Genomic DNA, 18,451 nt, shown 5'->3' with positions numbered 1-18,451 from the left:
TTTTCAATTAATTAGAAGCAAACAATGAGTACTATTCTGCAACGCATACAAGGAGATCGCACCCTATGGGCCATCGCGATTATACTGGCGCTTTTTAGCCTGATGCCCGTGTATAGCGCCAGCAGTAATATTGCTTTTTTGTACGGCAGCGGAAACACGCTGGGCATGCTGGGCAAGCACTCCATACACCTCGTTCTTGGTTTGATTTTGATGTATGCCGCCCACAATATCAGCTACAAACATTATGGGCCTTTGTCCATTATTTTGCTTCCAATTGCCGTGGTATTACTTATTTACACATTACTGCAAGGGCACAGTGTTGCCAACGCTTCACGTTGGATTCAGATTCCATTTTTGGGCTGGACCTTTCAAACCTCTGCCTTTGCCAGTATTGTATTAATGATTTACATAGCTCGTTATTTGAGCAAAGTAGATCCTGAAAAGCTCAAGAGTTTCAAGAAAACCTTAGTTCCATTATTGGGCCCTATATTTCTGGTTTGTGGATTTATCCTTCCCGCCAACTTTAGTACAGCTGCTTTGATATTTACCATTTGTATGGTAGTACTTTTTATTGGCGGATACCCGCTAAAAAATCTACTAATTATAATAGGTAGCGGTGTTGCCGGGCTGCTTCTGTTCATTTTGCTAACACTCGCTTTTCCAAACATGAGCAATCGTGTGGAAACATGGAAAGCTCGTGTTGCCAATTTTAGCGAAGGCAATGCAGAAGAAAATTACCAGGTAACCAAAGCCAAAATGGCCATTGCTGAAGGCATGGTAGTAGGTAAAGGCCCTGGGAAAAGTATTCAGAAAAACTTTCTTCCTCAGTCCAATTCGGATTTTATCTACGCAGTGATTGTAGAAGAATTCGGCATGATTGGAGGAGTAATCATCCTCATGTTTTATGTAATGTTTTTGGTTCGGGTACTCATTATTAGCCAAAAGGCCGAAAGCAAATTTGGGATGCTACTCGCAGCAGGAACAGGATTTGCCATTTTGGTGCAAGCTTTTGTAAACCTTGGTGTGGCAGTAAACCTACTTCCGGTAACGGGACAAACATTGCCATTGATAAGTGCCGGTGGTTCCAGTATATGGATGACCTGTCTGGCCATTGGAATAATATTAAGCGTAAGCCGCGGACAGATTACCGAAGAGACTTTGGAAGCTGAACAAAAAGAAACACCCGAAAACATTCCTGCTCATGCCTAAGTACAAATTCATGATAAGCGGAGGTGGCACCGGAGGACACATCTTCCCGGCTATTGCTATTGCCGACACCCTGAAAGAAATGCACCCGAACTCGGAGTTTCTATTTGTGGGCGCTAGTGACCGTATGGAAATGGAACGCGTACCGCAGGCCGGTTACAAAATTGAAGGGCTCTGGATTAGCGGGATTCAGCGCAAGCTTACTGCTTCCAACCTCATGTTCCCTTTTAAGCTCTTTAGCAGCATTACCAAATGCAAAAGACTCATTAGAAAATTCAAGCCCGATGCTGTGATAGGCACTGGAGGCTTTGCCAGCGGACCACTTTTATATGTGGCCGCCAATAAAAAAATTACCACGCTTATTCAGGAGCAAAACAGCCTACCGGGAATTACCAACAAAATATTGGCCCCCAAGGTGAATTCCATTTGTGTGGCTTATGATAAAATGGAGCGTTTTTTCCCCAAGGATAAAATTCTGCTCACAGGAAATCCGATACGAGGAACTGTAAAAAATATTAATAGCGACCGAAACGCTGCCATCTCAAAATTCAACCTCAACCCCACTCGACCCACACTGCTGGTATTGGGCGGAAGTTTAGGCGCAAGACGAATTAATGAGTTGATAGGAAATAACCTTGATGCGCTATTAGCTAAGGGCATCAACATTTTGTGGCAAACAGGAAAGTTATATTCTGAAAAGCTGCAAGAGCAATTTGGAGCTAGGCAAAATGACCAGCTGCAAATAATGCCTTTTATAAAAAACATGGAAGACGCCTACACCGCTGATATTATTATTAGTCGTGCTGGTGCAGGAACTATTTCTGAGTTGGCGGTAGCTCAAAAAGCTACCATGCTGATTCCTTCGCCAAATGTGGCCGAAGACCATCAAACCAAAAATGCCAATGCCCTTGCTGAAAAAGGCGCGGCTTTACTTTTCCGCGAAAGCGGTACCAATGATGAATTCCTTAATGAAGTAGATAAACTCATAGCTCAAAAAAGCCAGCTGGAGACAAACATAAAGCAGTTTGCTTTGCCCGATGCGGCCAAGCATATTGCTGAAGAAGTATTAAAATTAGTGGAGAAGAATGCTCGATAAAAAGAACATCTATATGATAGGTATTGGCGGCATTGGCATGAGTGCCTTGGCCCGCTACTTTGTGAGCATTGGTAAAAATGTGGCTGGCTACGACCGCACCCAAACTCCGCTTTGCGAAGCTTTGGAAAACGAAGGCATCGCCATCCACTATGAGGATAACCTCAACAAAATAGATAAGACTTTTAAAGATCCCGAAACCACAACTGTAGTTTACACTCCCGCCATTCCTGATGACATGGGTGAGTTGAATTACTTTAGAGATAATGGTTTTGAACTTATAAAACGAGCACTGGCTTTAGGTCAAATAAGTGCCGCAACCACCTGCCTGGCTGTAGCCGGAACCCACGGAAAAACAACAACCTCTGCACTGCTTGCTCATCTTTTTAAACAAGGCGGCCAAAACATTGCAGCTTTCCTTGGCGGAATTGCTTCCAATTACCAAAGCAACTTTCTGGCCCCAAGCGATAGCGACATTTTAGTAGCTGAAGCGGATGAATACGACCGCAGCTTTTTACAGCTAAAACCAGCCGGAGCTATCATCACTTCCGTAGATTCTGATCATTTAGACATTTATGGCAACCCGGAAGAACTGAAAGCCACCTTTGCAAAGTTCAGAGATTGTGTAACCGAAACGGCTATTGTTCATAAAGATACAGGCCTTAGCGGAATCACCTATGGAATAGAAACTGATGCGGATTACTGTGGCAAAAATGTAAGGGTGGAAAATCACAATTACGTTTTTGACATTCAACTTCCTGATGGGACAATTATAGAAGAAATTCACAGTGGCCTGCCCGGCAGACACAATGTGGAAAATGCAATTGGCGCAGCAGCTTTAGCTTTAAACTTTGGCCTTTCGGCAGAAGATGTAAAAGCAGGCATAGCAAGTTTTAAAGGTGTTCGCAGAAGATTCGAATATCACATTAAACGTGATGAACTGGTTTATATCGATGACTATGCTCATCATCCCGCAGAGATAAATGCTTTGGTAAGTTCTGTAAGAGAACTGTATCCAAACAAACGAATAAGTGGCATTTTTCAACCTCATCTATTCACCAGAACACGTGATTTTGAAGAAGGCTTTATTGAGGCGCTTTCAAAATTGGACGAATTGGTTTTGATGGACATTTATCCGGCCCGCGAAAAACCAATTCCAGGAATCAACAGTTCGGCTTTGTTTTCAAAAATCAATATTGATAACAAACACCATTTATCCACACCGGAGATATTGACACATTTTGCCAATAATAAACCTGAAATAATCTTAACGATTGGTGCTGGTGATATTGACAAACTTATTAATCCATTAAAAATGAAACTTTCACAATGAGCAAAGCCTGGAACATAGCGGCCTGGTCATTGGGTTTTGTTTTACTCATGGTGATGCTGGCCTTTAGTGCAAATCGTAGAGAGGATATGCACATCGCAGATGTTGACGTACACGTGAATACCGATAAGTATCAATACTTTATCAGCAAAGAGGATGTGCAAAAAATCGTGTATGCTGAATACCCGAATATTGATAGTCTTTTATACAGAGAAATTAACATTAATGTGTTAGAAGAAAGACTTGATAATCACCCTTCTATACGTAAAGCGGAAGTATATTCGGCACTAGATGGTAAGTTGCGGATAGATGTAACCCAAAAGCAGCCCATGTTTCGTGTACATGGTTCAGCCGGAGATTATTACATAGCCGAAGCCGGAGATAGCATGGCGCTCTCTCCAAACTTTTCTGCTAAAGTTCCGCTGGTAACGGGCGCTATATCTGCCGAAAATGAGAAACAGCTCTTTGACTTTTTTGTGAAATTTCAGCAAGATGAGTTTTATAAAAACTTTTTTGAGGGGGTGCAAGTAGAAGAAAATGGAGAGTGGATTTTATACCCAAAGCCAGGTCGCCATCATGTGCTACTAGGCACGCCTGATGATGTGGAGAGCAAGCTGAATAAACTTCGCGCGTTTTATAAAAGCGTAGTTGACAAAAAAAATATAGACCAGATAAAAACATTGAACCTAGCCTATGATGGTCAGGTGATTTGTACCAAATATTAACATGATGAATCCTGATAAAATAGCCGTAGGGCTGGACATAGGAACCACCAAGATAGTTGCCATGATTGGTCGTAAGAACGACTATGGCAAGTTGGAAATACTGGGGATGGGCAAGGCCAAATCGCTTGGTGTGCATCGTGGTGTGGTAACGAATATTACCCAAACGATAGAATCGATAAAGCAGGCATTACAAGAAGCAGAGAACTCTTCCGGCCTTGCAATACAAAGTGTGGTGGTAGGCATTGCCGGCCAGCATATTCGCAGTTTGCAGCACAGCGATTATATCATTCGCCAAAATGCTGATGATGTAATTGAGGACAAGGATATTGACAACCTTGTGCAGAATGTGCACAATCTGGTAATGCTTCCTGGTGAAGAAATTATCCATGTGCTTCCGCAGGAATATAAAGTGGACGGACAAGCTGAAATTCGTCACCCGAAAGGAATGTACGGAAGCCGTTTAGAAGCCAATTTTCACATTGTAGTTGGGCAGATTAGCTCAATTAAAAATATTGGTCGCTGTGTAAAAAGTAGCAACCTTACTGTGAGTGCCATTACTCTTGAGCCATTAGCTTCTGCTGAAGCCGTGCTTTCGCAAGAAGAAAAAGAAGCAGGTGTAGTGCTTGTAGATATTGGTGGAGGCACTACTGATGTAGCGATTTTCAAAGACGGAATCATTCGCCATACGGCCGTTATTCCTTTTGGCGGAAACGTAATAACTGAGGATATAAAAGAAGGCTGCTCGATTATAGAAAAGCAAGCTGAGCTTTTGAAGATAAAATTTGGTTCGGCATGGCCGGGCGAAAACAAGGAGAATGAAATTGTGAGCATTCCTGGCCTTAGAGGTCGCGAGCCAAAAGAAATTTCATTGAAAAACCTAAGCCGCATAATCCACGCCCGTGTGGTGGAGATTATTGAGCAGGTTTACCTTGAGATAAAGAACTACGGTTATGATGAGAACAAGAAAAAACTCATTGCAGGAATAGTTTTAACAGGTGGAGGCGCACAGCTTAAACACATTAAGCAGCTTACAGAATTTGTAACTGGAATGGACACCCGTATAGGTTTCCCTAATGAGCATTTGGCCAGCGAGTCAGATGATGAGTACAGCTCTCCATCATACGCCACCGCAGTAGGTTTGGTATTAAAAGGCGTGGTGGAAAACAGCAATCTGGAGATTACGGTAATTGACCCAAGTAAACCGGAAAACCAACAATTTGCTCCCGACCCTGAGCCGGAAACTTCTGCGCAAGCAGAAATGGAAGAACCGGAGGAAACCTCGGAACCCGAAGAAACTGAAAACAATGATAGCCCCAATGCAGCTGACAAGCCTAAAAAAGGCTGGTTTGACAACTGGGCAGATAAGTTTCGCAATTTTTTGAATGACGATCTATAAATGATAAATAGAAGGATATGAGCGATCAGAACGGAAACGACACAATAGCCTTTGACCTACCGAAAAACCAATCATCGGTGATAAAAGTGATTGGTGTAGGTGGTGGTGGTAGCAATGCCGTAAATCACATGCACGGTATGGGCATACGCGGAGTAGATTTTGTGATATGCAACACTGATTCGCAGGCGCTAAGCAACAGCCCTGTACCCAATAAGGTACAACTTGGAGTAACCCTTACCGAAGGACTTGGCGCTGGTGCCAACCCTGAAGTAGGACAGCAGGCTGCTTTAGAAAGCATTGAAGAAGTAAAAAATCTTTTGGAAACCAACACCAAGATGGTTTTCATTACCGCTGGCATGGGCGGTGGTACCGGTACGGGTGCTGCTCCTGTAATTGCAAAAGCGGCAAAAGATGCAGGAATCCTTACCGTGGGAATCTGCACCATTCCATTTTTGTTTGAAGGAAACAACCGTAAGCTACAAGCTGAAAAAGGTGTTGAAGCCCTTCGTAGCAGCGTGGATTCACTTATTGTGATAAACAACAACAAGCTTAGAGAAGTATATGGAAACCTTGGTTTCAAGGCTGGTTTCTCTAAAGCAGATGAAGTATTGGCAACAGCTGCCCGTGGTATTGCCGAGGTAATTACGCATCACTACACTACCAACATTGACTTGCGCGATGCTCGCACAGTATTGGCGGATAGTGGAACGGCTATAATGGGTTCTGCTTCTGCTTCTGGTGAAAACCGTGCTTCTGAAGCTATTCGTAGCGCATTGGATTCGCCATTGCTAAATGACAATCACATAAAAGGTGCTAAAAACGTATTGCTTCTTATCGTTTCCGGTAAAGAAGAAATCACCATTGATGAGATCGGAGAAATCAACGACTTTATCCAGATGGAAGCTGGAAACAGCGCAAACATCATTATGGGTATTGGTGATGATGAAGCTCTTGGTGAAGAAATAAGTGTAACTATTGTAGCCACTGGTTTTTCTACCGACCAGCAGGAGCAGGTAATCGGCCATCGGCCCACCAAAGTAGTACACACTTTAGAAGACGAGCAGCCCATCAGTGCTTCTGTTTTTTCTAAGCCATTGGCTCAGGAAAGAGAAGAAGACAATGATGAAGATTTTATAAATAAAGAATTAGCTAAGCATACTGCAAAACAGCAAAAGCCGCAATTTCAGCAGCCCAACCTTTTTGAAATGGATGCTGTCGCTGAGGAGGAAGAAATCATTGAAGAGCCTCAATTTGAAGCTCCTGTTGCCCCGGAAGAAGCTCCCCTCCCTCCTTCTATGAAAGAGGAAGAAGAGGTAGTTGCCAAAGCACCTCAACAAGAAGTTTCGCAACCTGTGGCTCCTGAACCTATTGAAGAGCCTGTAGCTGAAGAGGAAGAAGAACCTGTTTTCCATATTGGTTCTATTGAGATTGAGGAGGAGGAAGACGATGATGTAGTTCACTTTACATTAAATGAAGATGAGGAGGAAGAGGAAACTGCTCCAGCTCCACAAGCTGAAGTAAAAGAAACACCTGCTCCTCAAGCTCCGATTGCTGAAACTCCAAAAGAAGAAGAGCCGAAACCTATGGAAACACCTACTCCGCAAAGAGAGGTGAAACCTATCCGCTATTCTCTTGAAGACTATATGAATCTTGAGCAGCAGCTAAAAAGTGCTAAGCCAGGACAAACTCCTGCTTCGGCTCCAAAGCCCGCTGCCAAAGTGGAGGAGGAAAAGGAAGACGACAGTCTTAGGTTTGAAATAAAACAGGTAAACAAGCCTGAGCAGCCCGCACCTAAGGCTAGAGTAGAAGAAAAACGCGTGGCTCCACAGCGTCCTCATGTGGCTCCTACCGAGTACACTATAGAGGAAAGTATGCGCATGAAAGCCGAAGAGCGTAGAACTAAAATGAAGGCTTTTAATTATCGTTTCAAAAACAATCCTTTTGGGAATGATGATGCGGATAATGAGCCTGCCTATAAACGCCAAGGTGTAAAAATTGAAGAAACTCGATATAGCACCGAAAGTAACGTTAGCCGCTTTAGCATCGATGATAGCGATAACGGCCCTGATATTAAAACCAATAACAGCTTTCTACATGACAATGTAGATTAATAGAAACGCTTCCGCGTATCTTGCTTTGAAAATCCCTGGCCTTTTGGTTGGGGATTTTTGTTTTTAACAAATCACAATTCCTTTTTTTATCTTCCTACATTAATACTTTGTAAATGCCCGTATTCAAAAAGGAGGAAACCGAAGACATACAAATGCTCGGGTTCCTTTATTCCAGCGACTCAAGACCTGACAGATTACATTAAAAAATCTCTACCTATTTTAAAGAGTCTATTTCTCTGCAAAAAGTAAATTTGCATCAAATTGTAATTATGAGCTTATCAAATAATATTGCTGAAGAAATGAAGGCCGCAATGCGCGCCAAAGACAAAGTGCGCCTAGAAACCTTGCGCGCCATAAAATCTGCCATTCTATTGGCCAATAGCGAAGCTGGAGCTGGTGAATTAAGCGCTGATGACGAAATGAAAATTTTGTTGAAACTTGCCAAGCAACGCAAGGATTCATTGGCCATATATGAAGAGCAAGGTCGTGAAGACTTAGCGGCTGATGAGCGTGCTCAATTAGCAGTTATTTCAGACTTCCTACCAAAACAAATGACAGAAGATGAATTGGAAGCTTACCTAAAAGAGCTTTTTGTAAAACTTAATGTACAAGGCCCACAGGACATGGGTAAAGTAATGGGCATGGCATCTAAAGAATTGTCTGGTAAAGCTGACGGAAAAGCTATTAGTGCCAAAGTAAAGCAAATGCTGAGTTAGGAAAAGACCTCAGACGATTGACGATTGACGATTGACGATTGACGATTGACGATTGACGGAAATTTAAAAAATACAAATCCGTAATTCATAAGGGAAAACCTGATGGGTTACGGATTTTTTATTTTCCTCCCCTTCTGTGGACTGTGGACTAACCTAAATCAACCGATTCCTAATCGCCATTTGCACGGCCTCCACCTTATTGTGTACGTGGAGTTTTTGGTAAATATTTTCGATATGCTTCCGCACCGTGCCCGGGCTTATAAATAAATTTTCTGCAATTTGATTGTAGTTGAGACCTGTTGCTAGTTGCTCCAGTATTTCAGTTTCCCTTTTGGTGAGCTTGAAATCTACTTCGGCTACTGCTTCCTCTTTTGCGCCATAGCGAATAAGGTTTAAGGCCTTTCTTGCCACACTACTACTCATCGGTGCGCCACCATCCATCACTTCGTTGATGGCGTCCATAAGTTTATCCGGACGTTCATCCTTCAACAAATAACCATTGGCTCCGGCCATAATTGCTTCTAAGATGTAGTTTTCTTCATCAAACACGGTGCTCATTATCACCTTGATTTGCGGATACTTTTGCTTTACTATTCGGGTTGTTTCTATTCCATCAAGTATAGGCATTTGTATGTCCATAAGTATAAGATCAACATGTGCATCTACTTCCAAATGTTGTAGTAATGCCTTGCCATGCGACTCCCAACCACGCACGCTTAGCTGATCTTCAAACAGGTTAAGCTTATCGATTAGCGTTCGAGCCAGGCGACTATTATCTTCCGCAATTAAAATTCTTATAGCCATACAGGTAAGATTGAAATATAAAACTATGAGGATTCCTTTACTTGGCCTATACGTAATTTGACCTATTCAACGGGATCACCACTTTTACTTTAGTACCCTTTCCAGGAATAGAATCGAGTTCCAAGTTACCGTTAAACTCCTCTACACGCTCCTTCATATTTATCAGACCGTATCCTTTTTCGCTAAGGTCATTTATCAGAAATCCGCGTCCATCGTCCTCCACCTTTACGCTAAGGCTACCATTTTGCTTTTCAAAATCGATATTCAAAATAGAAAAGTCAGCATACTTCACGGCATTATTTACAGCCTCCTGTACCACCCTAAAAAGATTTATCGCCATCACAGGGCTCAGATCTGCCTCTTCATCAGCACGCAGCTCCACTCCCACTTTTTGATTATCCAACTTAAGGCGAGATACAAACTCGCGTGTTTTTGCCACTAAAGTTTCCAGATCAATTACCGTTTGGTTCATAGCCCAAATAGTTTCGCGAAGTTGAATCATGGTATTTCTACCATTATCACCAATCTCATACAGCGCTTCCTTTTTGCTTTCGTCACTTTCGCTAAAAGCAATATTATCTACAGCGCTTGATATAATGGTGAGTTGTGAACCGATATGATCATGCAGATCCCGTGATATGCGGACCCTTTCTTCTTGTATACGATTGGCTACCTCAGCTTTGGCAAGCTCCTCTTTTAGTCTCGCCTCCTGCGCCATTTGCTGCTGCTTTAGTTTTTGTTGACGATATATATACACAGCTGAAATTCCTAAAATAGCCAGTGCAGCCAGCAGAATTGCCGCCCACACGGTACGCTGACGAACTTTCAATTCCTGTTCAGCCAACACAACTTTATTCTCAACAAGTGCTCTTTCCTTCTTTTCCGTCTCGTACCTAGTCTGGATTTCATCAAAAGCCTTTTCCTTTTCCAAGCTTGTCATTTCTTGCTCCAACTCAAAGTATTTGTTCAAATTGGTCACAGCGCTTTTGTAATCACCTACCAAAGTATCAATCCGCGCATGACGCTGATAAATCTTCTTTTCTAAACCTCGAGCATTTGCCTCTCTGGCAAGTGCCAAAGCTGTATCCAACTGAGCATAAGCCTTATTAAACTCCTTCCAATTCATATAAAAATAGGCTAGCGAAAAATGATCAGAAGCCTCTAGGTTTTTTTCGCCAAGCTGCCTTCTTATATTTATTCCTTTTCGGAGGAAGTATACCGCTGAATCATTTTTATTCTGATTATGAGCAATGATTCCAAGGTTATTATAATTGATAGCTAAACCACGCTGATCATTCAAGCTGTCCTTAATCTTTATAGATGCATGCAGATATTTTTTTGCCGTATCGAGCTGATGCCTCCCCATATGATTATTGGCAAGATTTACATAGGATACACTTACCCCATACCAATCCTTTATTTCTTTTCTTATCGCCAAAGCACGGTGTTGAAATTTGTCAGCCTCTGTATATTCCTTCTTTTCGGTATATAGAAGGCCTATGTTGCTCACCGCACTAGAAATTCCTTTCTTTTTATGATGCTTTTCAAAAATCTCCAGTGCTTGGGTATAGTAATCAATAGCTTTATCAAGTTCTCCCGTGTTCCAAAAGATGAGCCCCATGTTGTTGTAAATCTGCGCCTTCATTACTTCAATACCACACTTATCTGATAGAATTATAATTTCTTCATACTTAGCCAAGGCGCTGTCATACTTTGCTGTAACATCATACACTATCCCTATGATATTCATGGTTTCGGCTATAAGTAAGCATTCATCTATCTCTATGGATATTTTTAGTGCCTCCTTAGCCAAGTCATTGGCCTGAGCTGGATCTGAATATAGCACCGCAAAAGACTCTTTTATCAGCTCTCTAACTCTAAGCGAATCCGTATTTTGACTAAATGTATTTGGCGAAAGCAAAAGCAGAAATGCTAGCAACCCCATTATTCTCCCCATAACCTGTGTGATTGAATGGCAATGAAAATACGTGATGTTTTTTAAACCTAAAAGACCTCCAGTTAAGAGGTCTTTTTTCATCGTCAAAAATCTTTTACTAGTGGTGTGAGATGCCCGTTAGTTACAAGTTCCCTTGATAAAATGAATTACACCATTAGACCCAGCCACGCAATCATTGCTATAGGTTACTCCATCGCATCCGCAAACGGGATCATATAGTGCATAGCAATTAATATTGGGGTTTATCGCAGATTGATCTATACAAGCGGCATTGTCATCAGATTTCTTTTTACAACCTAAGAAAACTAAAATGGGCAGGACTATAAGCAGCTTTTTCATTCTTACACTTTATTAATAGATGATCAAAAAAGAAAAATAGTTGCTATTCGCCAATCACAATTTTATCTCCCAAAAAATGAGGTTCGGTTTTTAGGAGGTATAAATCCAACATCATTTTGAAACGTGCCAGCACTTCCCGCAGTTGTGTTTTTAAACCAGCCGATATTTCTACATCAGCCGCATTAAAGCCTACCGCATCAATTCCACAATGGTTAGCAATATAAACTGCCCTTTCATTGTGAAATCGCTGTGAGATAACTATAAATTTAGATTGACCAAAAACAGCTTTGGCACGAACCATTGAGTCAAGGGTACGGAAACCAGCATAATCTAAAACAATCTTGTCTTGAGGAACACTACGCTTAATGAGGGCGGCCTGCATAGCCACTGGCTCGTTATAGTTACGTTGCCTATTATCACCACTTACCAACAAGTATTCTACTTTACCTGATTTATAAAGCTCAGCAGCAGCATTCATCCTATTTTCGAAATATTGATTTTTCCCACCATTCACCAAATTACTACTAGTACCCAAAAGCACCGCAACTTTGGTATTGGGGAGCTTTTCCAAATCATCAAAAACTAATGGAGAAGAATAGCGCTCTACGGCAAAATAGGAACCAATCAAAGCCACCCCTCCTAATAGGAACAGCATCAGAAATACGAGTAGCCACTTTTTCATTTTCATAATCACGCTGTATAACGTGGCTCTATCAATAACCGTTCAAGAAATTAGTCTTCTGGTAAATAATCTAAGATTAGCTCACTCTTGGTCTCAAAAAATTCATCTAGGTAACCATTGTGTCTATCAACAAAGCGCTCTAACTCTTTTTGAGCTTTTTTATAGTCTTTGTCTTCTAGGTATTTATTTTCAAGCTGGTCAGCCAATGGACGCAGGTTTTCAGTTACCTCAATATTCATTTCTTCCAAAAAGTACTCTGTGAATTTGTACAATTCCTTTTCCCCATCAAAGTCAGCATACTCATCTATCTCTGCCTTCGAAACTCTGATGTCTTTTTGCATCTCTGTAAGTATGATATCCAAAGTGTCAGTACGGCCTTCATTTATAGCAAACAAGAAATCTTTAGAATGTTGCTCTACCCTAAAAAAAGATAAAGTCATATCTCGGGTATACAAAGTAACCTCGTCAAGCAAACGGTACTCTTCTTCTATTTCTTCATCACGATCAATGGTGAAAAAATGCATTTTGGCAAAATGATCTTCAGCCTTTTCCATTTTATAGCTTGCATCTAGCATTCCACCTTCGGCTTTGGTCACAGCATCATAGTATTTTTTAAGGTCTTCATAAGAATCGTAGCGATGCTCGGTTAGCTCTTCGGCTATTCCAAAATCCTTTTCGTAGGCATCTATATAAATGGTAAGTGCATCTACAAACTCACGCTGCAAAATGTCATAACCTTCATAGTTACCCATACGGCTAAGTTCTGTTTTACTATCCTTCAGCTGGTCCACCATCATCTCACGGTATTTGGCTACTCTACGCTCATCATCTCCCCTCAAGCTAGCCTTTAGGTACATCAAGTTTTTCTTGTTGATTTTACGCTTCTGTGTTTGAAATTCGCGGAAATACTGCTCTGGCTTCTTATAGCGCTGGGCTTGGCTTGCAAAGCCAAAAGACAATAATATAAGCAGGGATAACACTCTAGTCATGTGGATCAGTTTTATTATCTGTGATGAATTACAAATATAACAGCTTAGTAAAACCTTCCTTACATATTGGAAAATTGTTTTCCTCAGTAGAATATTCCAGTTCCGTAAAAAACAAGTTGATCCTTAAGACAAATTTTAGATTGTCTTAAAATGCCGGCCGAACCCAGCGGGTTCGCATCTCAATAGAAATATGTGAACCTGAAAATATTCGACCTCAGCTGGGGTCGCATTTCTCAAACTTTTCCAAAGTTTTGAACTTTGGAAAAGTTACTACAACGGCATAAGACAAAAAAACCCCGCTCTGATCCCGATAGCTATCGGGACAAAGCGGGGTGAGTATATATTGGGGGATGTTTGAATTACATCATTCCGCCCATTCCTCCAGGCATTCCACCGCCAGGCATTCCGCCTCCGGCTCCATCTTCACTTGGAATCTCGGTAATGGTTGCCTCAGTAGTAAGCAACATACCTGCTACAGAAGAAGCATTCTCTAAAGCTACACGGGTAACTTTAGTTGGATCGATGATACCAGCCTCAAGCATAGCTTCGTACACACCAGTTTTGGCATTAAAACCAAAGTCATCCTTACCTTCTTTCACCTTGTTTACCACTACAGATCCTTCAAGACCAGCATTGATAACAATTTGACGTAATGGCTCTTCGATAGCACGAGCGATAATGTTCATACCGGTAGTCTCGTCTTCATTCTCACCAACCATGTCAGTAAGCTCAGCAGCAGCACGAACTAGTGCTACACCACCTCCAGGTACAATACCTTCTTCGATGGCAGCACGGGTTGCTGCAAGTGCATCATCCACACGGTCTTTCTTCTCTTTCATTTCTACTTCAGAGGCAGCACCAACATAAAGTACAGCTACACCGCCAGCCAATTTGGCCAAGCGTTCCTGAAGCTTCTCACGATCATAGTCAGAAGTAGTAGACTCAATCTGAGCTTTGATTTGGTTCACACGACCTTTGATATCATCAGCAGCACCGCTACCGTTTACCACAGTTGTGTTGTCCTTATCAATGGTTACTTTTTCTGCAGTACCCAACATATCTACAGTTGCGTTCTCCAATTTAAAACCTCTTTCTTCAGAGATTACAGTACCACCGGTAAGGATTGCGATGTCTTCCAACATTGCTTTTCTACGATCACCAAAACCTGGAGCTTTTACAGCTGCCACTTTCAAGCTTCCGCGAATTTTGTTTACTACCAAAGTAGCTAGCGCTTCGCCATCAAGATCTTCAGAAATGATCAATAATGGTTTTCCGCTTTGCGCTACCGGCTCCAATACAGGAAGCAATTCCTTCATGTTACTGATCTTCTTATCATAAATAAGAATGTATGGGCTCTCCAGGTCAGCAATCATTTTTTCGCTATCGGTAACGAAGTAAGGAGAAAGATATCCGCGATCAAACTGCATACCTTCCACCACGTCTACGTGAGTTTCGGTACCCTTAGCTTCTTCTACGGTAATTACACCTTCTTTGCTCACTTTGCTCATTGCTTCAGCAATAAGTTTTCCGATAGTGTTATCGTTGTTTGCAGAGATAGAAGCTACCTGCTCAATCTTATCATAGCTATCGCCCACTTCCTTAGACTGAGATTGAAGGTTAGCCACAACTTTAGCTACAGCTTTGTCCATTCCTCTTTTGATGTCCATCGGAGATGCACCAGCAGCTACGTTTTTCATCCCTTGAGTGTAAATAGCTTGCGCCAAAACGGTAGCAGTAGTAGTACCATCACCAGCTACATCTGCAGTTTTGCTAGCTACTTCTTTCACCATTTGTGCACCAAGGTTTTCTACCTTGTCTTCTAGCTCAATTTCTTTTGCTACAGATACACCATCCTTAGTTACGGTAGGCGCTCCAAAAGATTTTTCGATAACCACATTACGACCTTTTGGCCCTAGGGTTACTTTCACGGCATTTGCCAATTGATCCACACCTCTTTTCAGTGCGTCTCTTGCTTCCAGATTGAATTTTATTTCTTTAGCCATTGCTAAAACAATTTTTAAATGTTAAAAATTTTAATTGATTGAATTGGATTAACCGATTACAGCAAAAATGTCAGCCTCTCTCATAATAAGATAGTCCACGCCATTGTGCTTAATTTCGGTACCACCGTACTTTCCATATAGTACAGTATCGCCTACTTTCACAGTCATTGGCTCATCTACCTTACCATTACCTACTGCCACTACTTTTCCTTGCTGTGGTTTTTCCTGTGCAGTATCAGGAATAATAATTCCAGATGCAGTTTTGGTTTCAGCAGCACTAGGCTCTACAAGAACTCTATCTGCTAAAGGGCGAAGATTAATTTCAGCCATTTGTGTTATTTATTTTGGATTAAACTTATTGTTATAATGTACTGCGCGATACAGTCAGAAAGTGTGCCAATGGCAATGCCTGACAGCTTTGAATAAAAAAATGCCACCGCTGCTGACAGGGTGGCATTTACTCTACATCGTGGGCCTTAATTAGGTTAGGGGAAATTAATTAAGTTTCATAATAGAATACCCGTTTGTGGATATAGAGGTAGGTTGGTTAAGGTTAACTTCTTTTACATTCATTGTTATTTTATCCTTTCCATCTTTACCATCAGGCCAGGAGGTGAGCTCCATAAAAAAGCCATTCGGCATATCCATATTTAATTGCTTTTGCTTTTTATTCATAGCTGCAAAGGCTTGATATACATTTTCAAAATCCAGATCATTGGTTATCCATACCTCAGCATAGCCGCCATCTTCTGTCGTCATCACATACTCTTGGCAGGTATATCCTAATATACTTTTGGTTTTACCTGTTTTTTTCATTTCACCACCATCGCTTTCCGCGGAAGTGGCCATTTCCATCACTTTGCTTAAATCATACTGCGAGCCCATTTTCATACTCGGATGATCCATAAGGGTAGTCATAGTCATGGCATCATAATCAAAAATGCTTTTGGTGTTCATCCCGGCTTCTGCCATTTCCATTTCTACTCCAAAGTAGTTTCCAGTCTTCGGAAATAGAAAAGTATAATCCATACTATTCTTAAGTTCATCCTTTTTATAAACACCCATGTCCATCTTCACTTGATGCTGAAAATCAAATTCAGAAGTTTGACCTACAACTGATGAGTGAAAACCCAAAATGCTGGTGGATATAACAATACTTAGGATTAAAGACTTCATAAAAGTGTTGGCTTATAAATTTCCAGAACAAAAGTATCGGGATAAAAAGTCTTTACAACCAAGAATACCCCATTTGCCGAAAGGCTGTGTAAATGGAGCTTTAAACTGAGTAACTGCCAAAAAGAAAGCCCGATCAATTTCTTGATCGGGCTTCTAAATATATTGGTAAACTATTTCTAGTTTTCGTCTTCCTGCACAGGCTCTGGCAAATCGCCAGCTGGAGCTGGAGTGCTAACTGGTGCCTGTGGCATTGAGTTTAGCTCTTCCGTAATTTCTGATTCAGGACCGGTAATACCTTCACCTGATCTTGGGCTGATCATAACATTCATAAAAAGGACAAGACCTACAAGGATGATAGATAGTACCCAGGTACCACGATCAAGAAAATCAGTAGTCTTTTTAACACCGCCAAAAAGCTGTGTTCCGCCTCCACCAAAAGATGAGCTAAGGCCGCCTCCTTTAGGGTTTTGAATCAAAATAATGATGATTAATAAAATACATGCAATTATGATGAGTGATGTAAGCAATGCAGTCATTTTCCTTTCTTATTTACTGTTACTCAGTTTTTTTATCTCTGAAATTTGGTCGGCAAAGAAACTACTTTTTTCGGGATATTTCAACTTCATAATTTCATATGCCTTAATTGCCTTGTCATAATGCCTCTGCTTAATGTACACCCGAGCCAAAGTTTCGGTCACCATTGAGCCATCATCATTGTCATCCATCAGGCGATTCATATTTATTTTTTCCTTCGGAGGCTCCGCTTTCACCTGAAATCTTGCCTTTTGCTTCAACTCCGGAAGCTTCTCCACAAACTTGTCCAGCAGGTTTATTTTTTCATCAAGCGATGGCTTTTCCTCTGCCTGCTCAGTTTTTTCCGGTTCTGTTTTTTTAATAGGATCGCTAAGATGCTTCAGCCACCCTCCAAATGAATGAGCACTTTTTACAAAGCCATCCTCTTTTTCCTCGGGAGCTTCACTTTTGATTTCTGGCTCAAATGAAACTTCTATCTCATCTTCTGCCTCTTCCGGAGTTTCCTCCAAAATTTCTTCTTGCTCAATCTCTTCATTAAAAAAGTCATCCTCCCCTATTTCAAAAACAGGTTCGGGCTTTTCTTCCTCAATAGTAAAAACTGGAACCTCTAACTCCTCCACTTCCTGAGTTTCTTCCACCGACTCAGGAGTTTCTTCAATTATCGGATCTTCAACAACATCTTCCTGTACCTCCGCCTCTTTTTCTTGAGCGGGCTCAACTATAGCATTTGGTTCTTCAACTATTGATCTTTCTTCAATTTCAGGCTCGGGGGCCTTTTCTTCCACCACAGGATTTGCTGGCTCATGAATAGGCTCTCCACTTTTCCTTCCGGCAAATTCTTCTCTCAATCTGCGGTTTTCCTCCAAAATAGCTTTCACCCTTTCCGCAGGACTAAGTTTGGATAAATCCGGCTTTGGAGACACAGCTTTAGGCTCGGGCTTTTCTTCCAGCCTGGCAACAGGTGTTTCCACTTTTGGCGGAACCTCAGATTTGGGCTCTGGAACAACTGGCTTAGGAGGATGTACCAGTTTTTGCTCTACCGGATCTTTAGGAAAAATTGCTTCATCCTTCTCCGGCTTTCGCTCTTCAATATTAAATTCCTTCTGAAGTTTTTCATCCAGCGAAAGCTCTAAATTACCTTCCACAGCTTCATCAGCTTCTCTTTCAAAGAGATCAAATAACACGGAGCGATCATCCGTAAGGATAGACGTTTTACCCAGCTGACGATTAAAAAGATACTCGCTGGATTGACTCAAACGAATAGCATAAAGCAACTGCACCGGTTGGCTATAAGGATATTCCGCGGCAAGCTTCTTTAGCTCTTCCACACTTTTTCCCTCCACCTTTTCAGGATTCTTGAGCAGATTTATGAATTCATTAGCGTCCAAAA

The 18,451-nt window shown here is 41.5% G+C and carries 17 protein-coding genes; 7 read left to right on the top strand and 10 right to left on the bottom strand.

The genetic code is table 11. From position 1 onward, the window contains the following. Nucleotides 1-24 precede the first annotated feature (24 nt). The 7 genes from OWEHO_RS13945 to OWEHO_RS13915 all read left to right on the top strand — a co-directional run bounded on the left by OWEHO_RS13945 (nucleotide 25) and on the right by OWEHO_RS13915 (nucleotide 8,577). Entirely contained in the window at nucleotides 25-1,209 is a 1,185-nt protein-coding gene (locus tag OWEHO_RS13945; RefSeq protein ID WP_014203134.1) for an FtsW/RodA/SpoVE family cell cycle protein, read from the top strand. Then, nucleotides 1,202-2,302, top strand: a complete 1,101-nt coding sequence (gene murG, locus OWEHO_RS13940) for an undecaprenyldiphospho-muramoylpentapeptide beta-N-acetylglucosaminyltransferase (protein ID WP_014203133.1) — start codon at nucleotides 1,202-1,204, stop codon at nucleotides 2,300-2,302. The genes OWEHO_RS13945 and murG overlap by 8 nt, the downstream gene beginning before the upstream one ends. Then, nucleotides 2,292-3,632 (top strand): UDP-N-acetylmuramate--L-alanine ligase, encoded by a 1,341-nt coding sequence (murC, locus tag OWEHO_RS13935; RefSeq protein ID WP_041627634.1) that lies wholly within the window; start codon nucleotides 2,292-2,294, stop codon nucleotides 3,630-3,632. Before murG ends, murC begins: the two co-directional genes overlap by 11 nt. Further along, complete coding sequence (locus tag OWEHO_RS13930; RefSeq protein ID WP_014203131.1) at nucleotides 3,629-4,354, top strand: cell division protein FtsQ/DivIB; 726 nt, start codon at nucleotides 3,629-3,631, stop codon at nucleotides 4,352-4,354. The genes murC and OWEHO_RS13930 overlap by 4 nt, the downstream gene beginning before the upstream one ends. A 4-nt stretch (nucleotides 4,355-4,358) precedes the next feature. Then, complete coding sequence (ftsA, locus tag OWEHO_RS13925; RefSeq protein ID WP_041628279.1) at nucleotides 4,359-5,750, top strand: cell division protein FtsA; 1,392 nt, start codon at nucleotides 4,359-4,361, stop codon at nucleotides 5,748-5,750. Between the two features lie 17 nt (nucleotides 5,751-5,767). Then, the gene (ftsZ, locus tag OWEHO_RS13920) at nucleotides 5,768-7,861 is read left to right on the top strand and encodes a cell division protein FtsZ (protein ID WP_014203129.1); all 2,094 of its coding nucleotides are present in this window, start codon (nucleotides 5,768-5,770) and stop codon (nucleotides 7,859-7,861) included. Between the two features lie 269 nt (nucleotides 7,862-8,130). After that, a complete protein-coding gene (locus tag OWEHO_RS13915) occupies nucleotides 8,131-8,577 on the top strand; it encodes a GatB/YqeY domain-containing protein (RefSeq protein WP_041627633.1) in 447 nt (148 codons plus the stop codon). Nucleotides 8,578-8,730: 153 nt separating this feature from the next. Here OWEHO_RS13915 and OWEHO_RS13910 read toward each other — a convergent pair whose 3' ends face one another. From OWEHO_RS13910 to OWEHO_RS13870, 10 genes are all read right to left on the bottom strand, one after another. Further along, nucleotides 8,731-9,381, bottom strand: a complete 651-nt coding sequence (locus OWEHO_RS13910; protein ID WP_014203127.1) for a response regulator — start codon at nucleotides 9,379-9,381, stop codon at nucleotides 8,731-8,733. 46 nt (nucleotides 9,382-9,427) lie between these two features. Continuing rightward, entirely contained in the window at nucleotides 9,428-11,419 is a 1,992-nt protein-coding gene (locus OWEHO_RS13905; protein ID WP_014203126.1) for a tetratricopeptide repeat-containing sensor histidine kinase, read from the bottom strand. Between the two features lie 36 nt (nucleotides 11,420-11,455). After that, complete coding sequence (locus OWEHO_RS18250) at nucleotides 11,456-11,677, bottom strand: Kazal-type serine protease inhibitor domain protein (protein WP_014203125.1); 222 nt, start codon at nucleotides 11,675-11,677, stop codon at nucleotides 11,456-11,458. Nucleotides 11,678-11,720: 43 nt separating this feature from the next. Then, nucleotides 11,721-12,365, bottom strand: a complete 645-nt coding sequence (locus OWEHO_RS13900; protein ID WP_014203124.1) for a SanA/YdcF family protein — start codon at nucleotides 12,363-12,365, stop codon at nucleotides 11,721-11,723. Nucleotides 12,366-12,409: 44 nt separating this feature from the next. After that, on the bottom strand, nucleotides 12,410-13,348 hold the full coding sequence (locus OWEHO_RS13895) for a hypothetical protein (RefSeq protein WP_014203123.1): 939 nt from the start codon (nucleotides 13,346-13,348) through the stop codon (nucleotides 12,410-12,412). Between the two features lie 359 nt (nucleotides 13,349-13,707). Then, complete coding sequence (groL, locus tag OWEHO_RS13890) at nucleotides 13,708-15,351, bottom strand: chaperonin GroEL (protein ID WP_014203122.1); 1,644 nt, start codon at nucleotides 15,349-15,351, stop codon at nucleotides 13,708-13,710. A gap of 48 nt (nucleotides 15,352-15,399) precedes the next feature. Then, a complete protein-coding gene (locus tag OWEHO_RS13885) occupies nucleotides 15,400-15,681 on the bottom strand; it encodes a co-chaperone GroES (protein ID WP_014203121.1) in 282 nt (93 codons plus the stop codon). A 165-nt stretch (nucleotides 15,682-15,846) separates the two neighbouring features. Beyond that, on the bottom strand, nucleotides 15,847-16,527 hold the full coding sequence (locus OWEHO_RS13880) for a hypothetical protein (RefSeq protein ID WP_014203120.1): 681 nt from the start codon (nucleotides 16,525-16,527) through the stop codon (nucleotides 15,847-15,849). Between the two features lie 176 nt (nucleotides 16,528-16,703). Beyond that, nucleotides 16,704-17,063: a preprotein translocase subunit SecG gene (gene secG, locus OWEHO_RS13875; RefSeq protein WP_014203119.1), complete on the bottom strand. Its 360-nt coding sequence runs from the start codon at nucleotides 17,061-17,063 to the stop codon at nucleotides 16,704-16,706. A 9-nt stretch (nucleotides 17,064-17,072) separates the two neighbouring features. After that, entirely contained in the window at nucleotides 17,073-18,449 is a 1,377-nt protein-coding gene (locus OWEHO_RS13870) for a hypothetical protein (RefSeq protein ID WP_014203118.1), read from the bottom strand. Between the last annotated feature and the right edge of the window lie 2 nt (nucleotides 18,450-18,451).

This window comes from Owenweeksia hongkongensis DSM 17368 (assembly GCF_000236705.1).
Lineage (GTDB): Bacteria > Bacteroidota > Bacteroidia > Flavobacteriales > Schleiferiaceae > Owenweeksia > Owenweeksia hongkongensis.
Note: the sequence above shows the minus strand (reverse complement) of the source record. Positions and strands in the feature narration are given on the sequence as shown.

What these genes read in the sequence shown, in the direction of transcription:
- ftsZ (WP_014203129.1), top strand. Translation starts at nt 5,768, where the DNA reads ATGAGCGATCAGAACGGAAACGACACAATAGCCTTTGACCTACCGAAA.
- OWEHO_RS13880 (WP_014203120.1), bottom strand. Translation starts at nt 16,527, where the DNA reads ATGAAGTCTTTAATCCTAAGTATTGTTATATCCACCAGCATTTTGGGT.
- murG (WP_014203133.1), top strand. Translation starts at nt 1,202, where the DNA reads ATGCCTAAGTACAAATTCATGATAAGCGGAGGTGGCACCGGAGGACAC.
- OWEHO_RS13900 (WP_014203124.1), bottom strand. Translation starts at nt 12,365, where the DNA reads ATGAAAATGAAAAAGTGGCTACTCGTATTTCTGATGCTGTTCCTATTA.
- murC (WP_041627634.1), top strand. Translation starts at nt 2,292, where the DNA reads ATGCTCGATAAAAAGAACATCTATATGATAGGTATTGGCGGCATTGGC.
- OWEHO_RS13905 (WP_014203126.1), bottom strand. Translation starts at nt 11,419, where the DNA reads ATGAAAAAAGACCTCTTAACTGGAGGTCTTTTAGGTTTAAAAAACATC.
- OWEHO_RS18250 (WP_014203125.1), bottom strand. Translation starts at nt 11,677, where the DNA reads ATGAAAAAGCTGCTTATAGTCCTGCCCATTTTAGTTTTCTTAGGTTGT.
- OWEHO_RS13915 (WP_041627633.1), top strand. Translation starts at nt 8,131, where the DNA reads ATGAGCTTATCAAATAATATTGCTGAAGAAATGAAGGCCGCAATGCGC.
- OWEHO_RS13945 (WP_014203134.1), top strand. Translation starts at nt 25, where the DNA reads ATGAGTACTATTCTGCAACGCATACAAGGAGATCGCACCCTATGGGCC.
- ftsA (WP_041628279.1), top strand. Translation starts at nt 4,359, where the DNA reads ATGAATCCTGATAAAATAGCCGTAGGGCTGGACATAGGAACCACCAAG.
- OWEHO_RS13910 (WP_014203127.1), bottom strand. Translation starts at nt 9,381, where the DNA reads ATGGCTATAAGAATTTTAATTGCGGAAGATAATAGTCGCCTGGCTCGA.
- OWEHO_RS13895 (WP_014203123.1), bottom strand. Translation starts at nt 13,348, where the DNA reads ATGACTAGAGTGTTATCCCTGCTTATATTATTGTCTTTTGGCTTTGCA.
- OWEHO_RS13930 (WP_014203131.1), top strand. Translation starts at nt 3,629, where the DNA reads ATGAGCAAAGCCTGGAACATAGCGGCCTGGTCATTGGGTTTTGTTTTA.
- OWEHO_RS13885 (WP_014203121.1), bottom strand. Translation starts at nt 15,681, where the DNA reads ATGGCTGAAATTAATCTTCGCCCTTTAGCAGATAGAGTTCTTGTAGAG.
- secG (WP_014203119.1), bottom strand. Translation starts at nt 17,063, where the DNA reads ATGACTGCATTGCTTACATCACTCATCATAATTGCATGTATTTTATTA.
- groL (WP_014203122.1), bottom strand. Translation starts at nt 15,351, where the DNA reads ATGGCTAAAGAAATAAAATTCAATCTGGAAGCAAGAGACGCACTGAAA.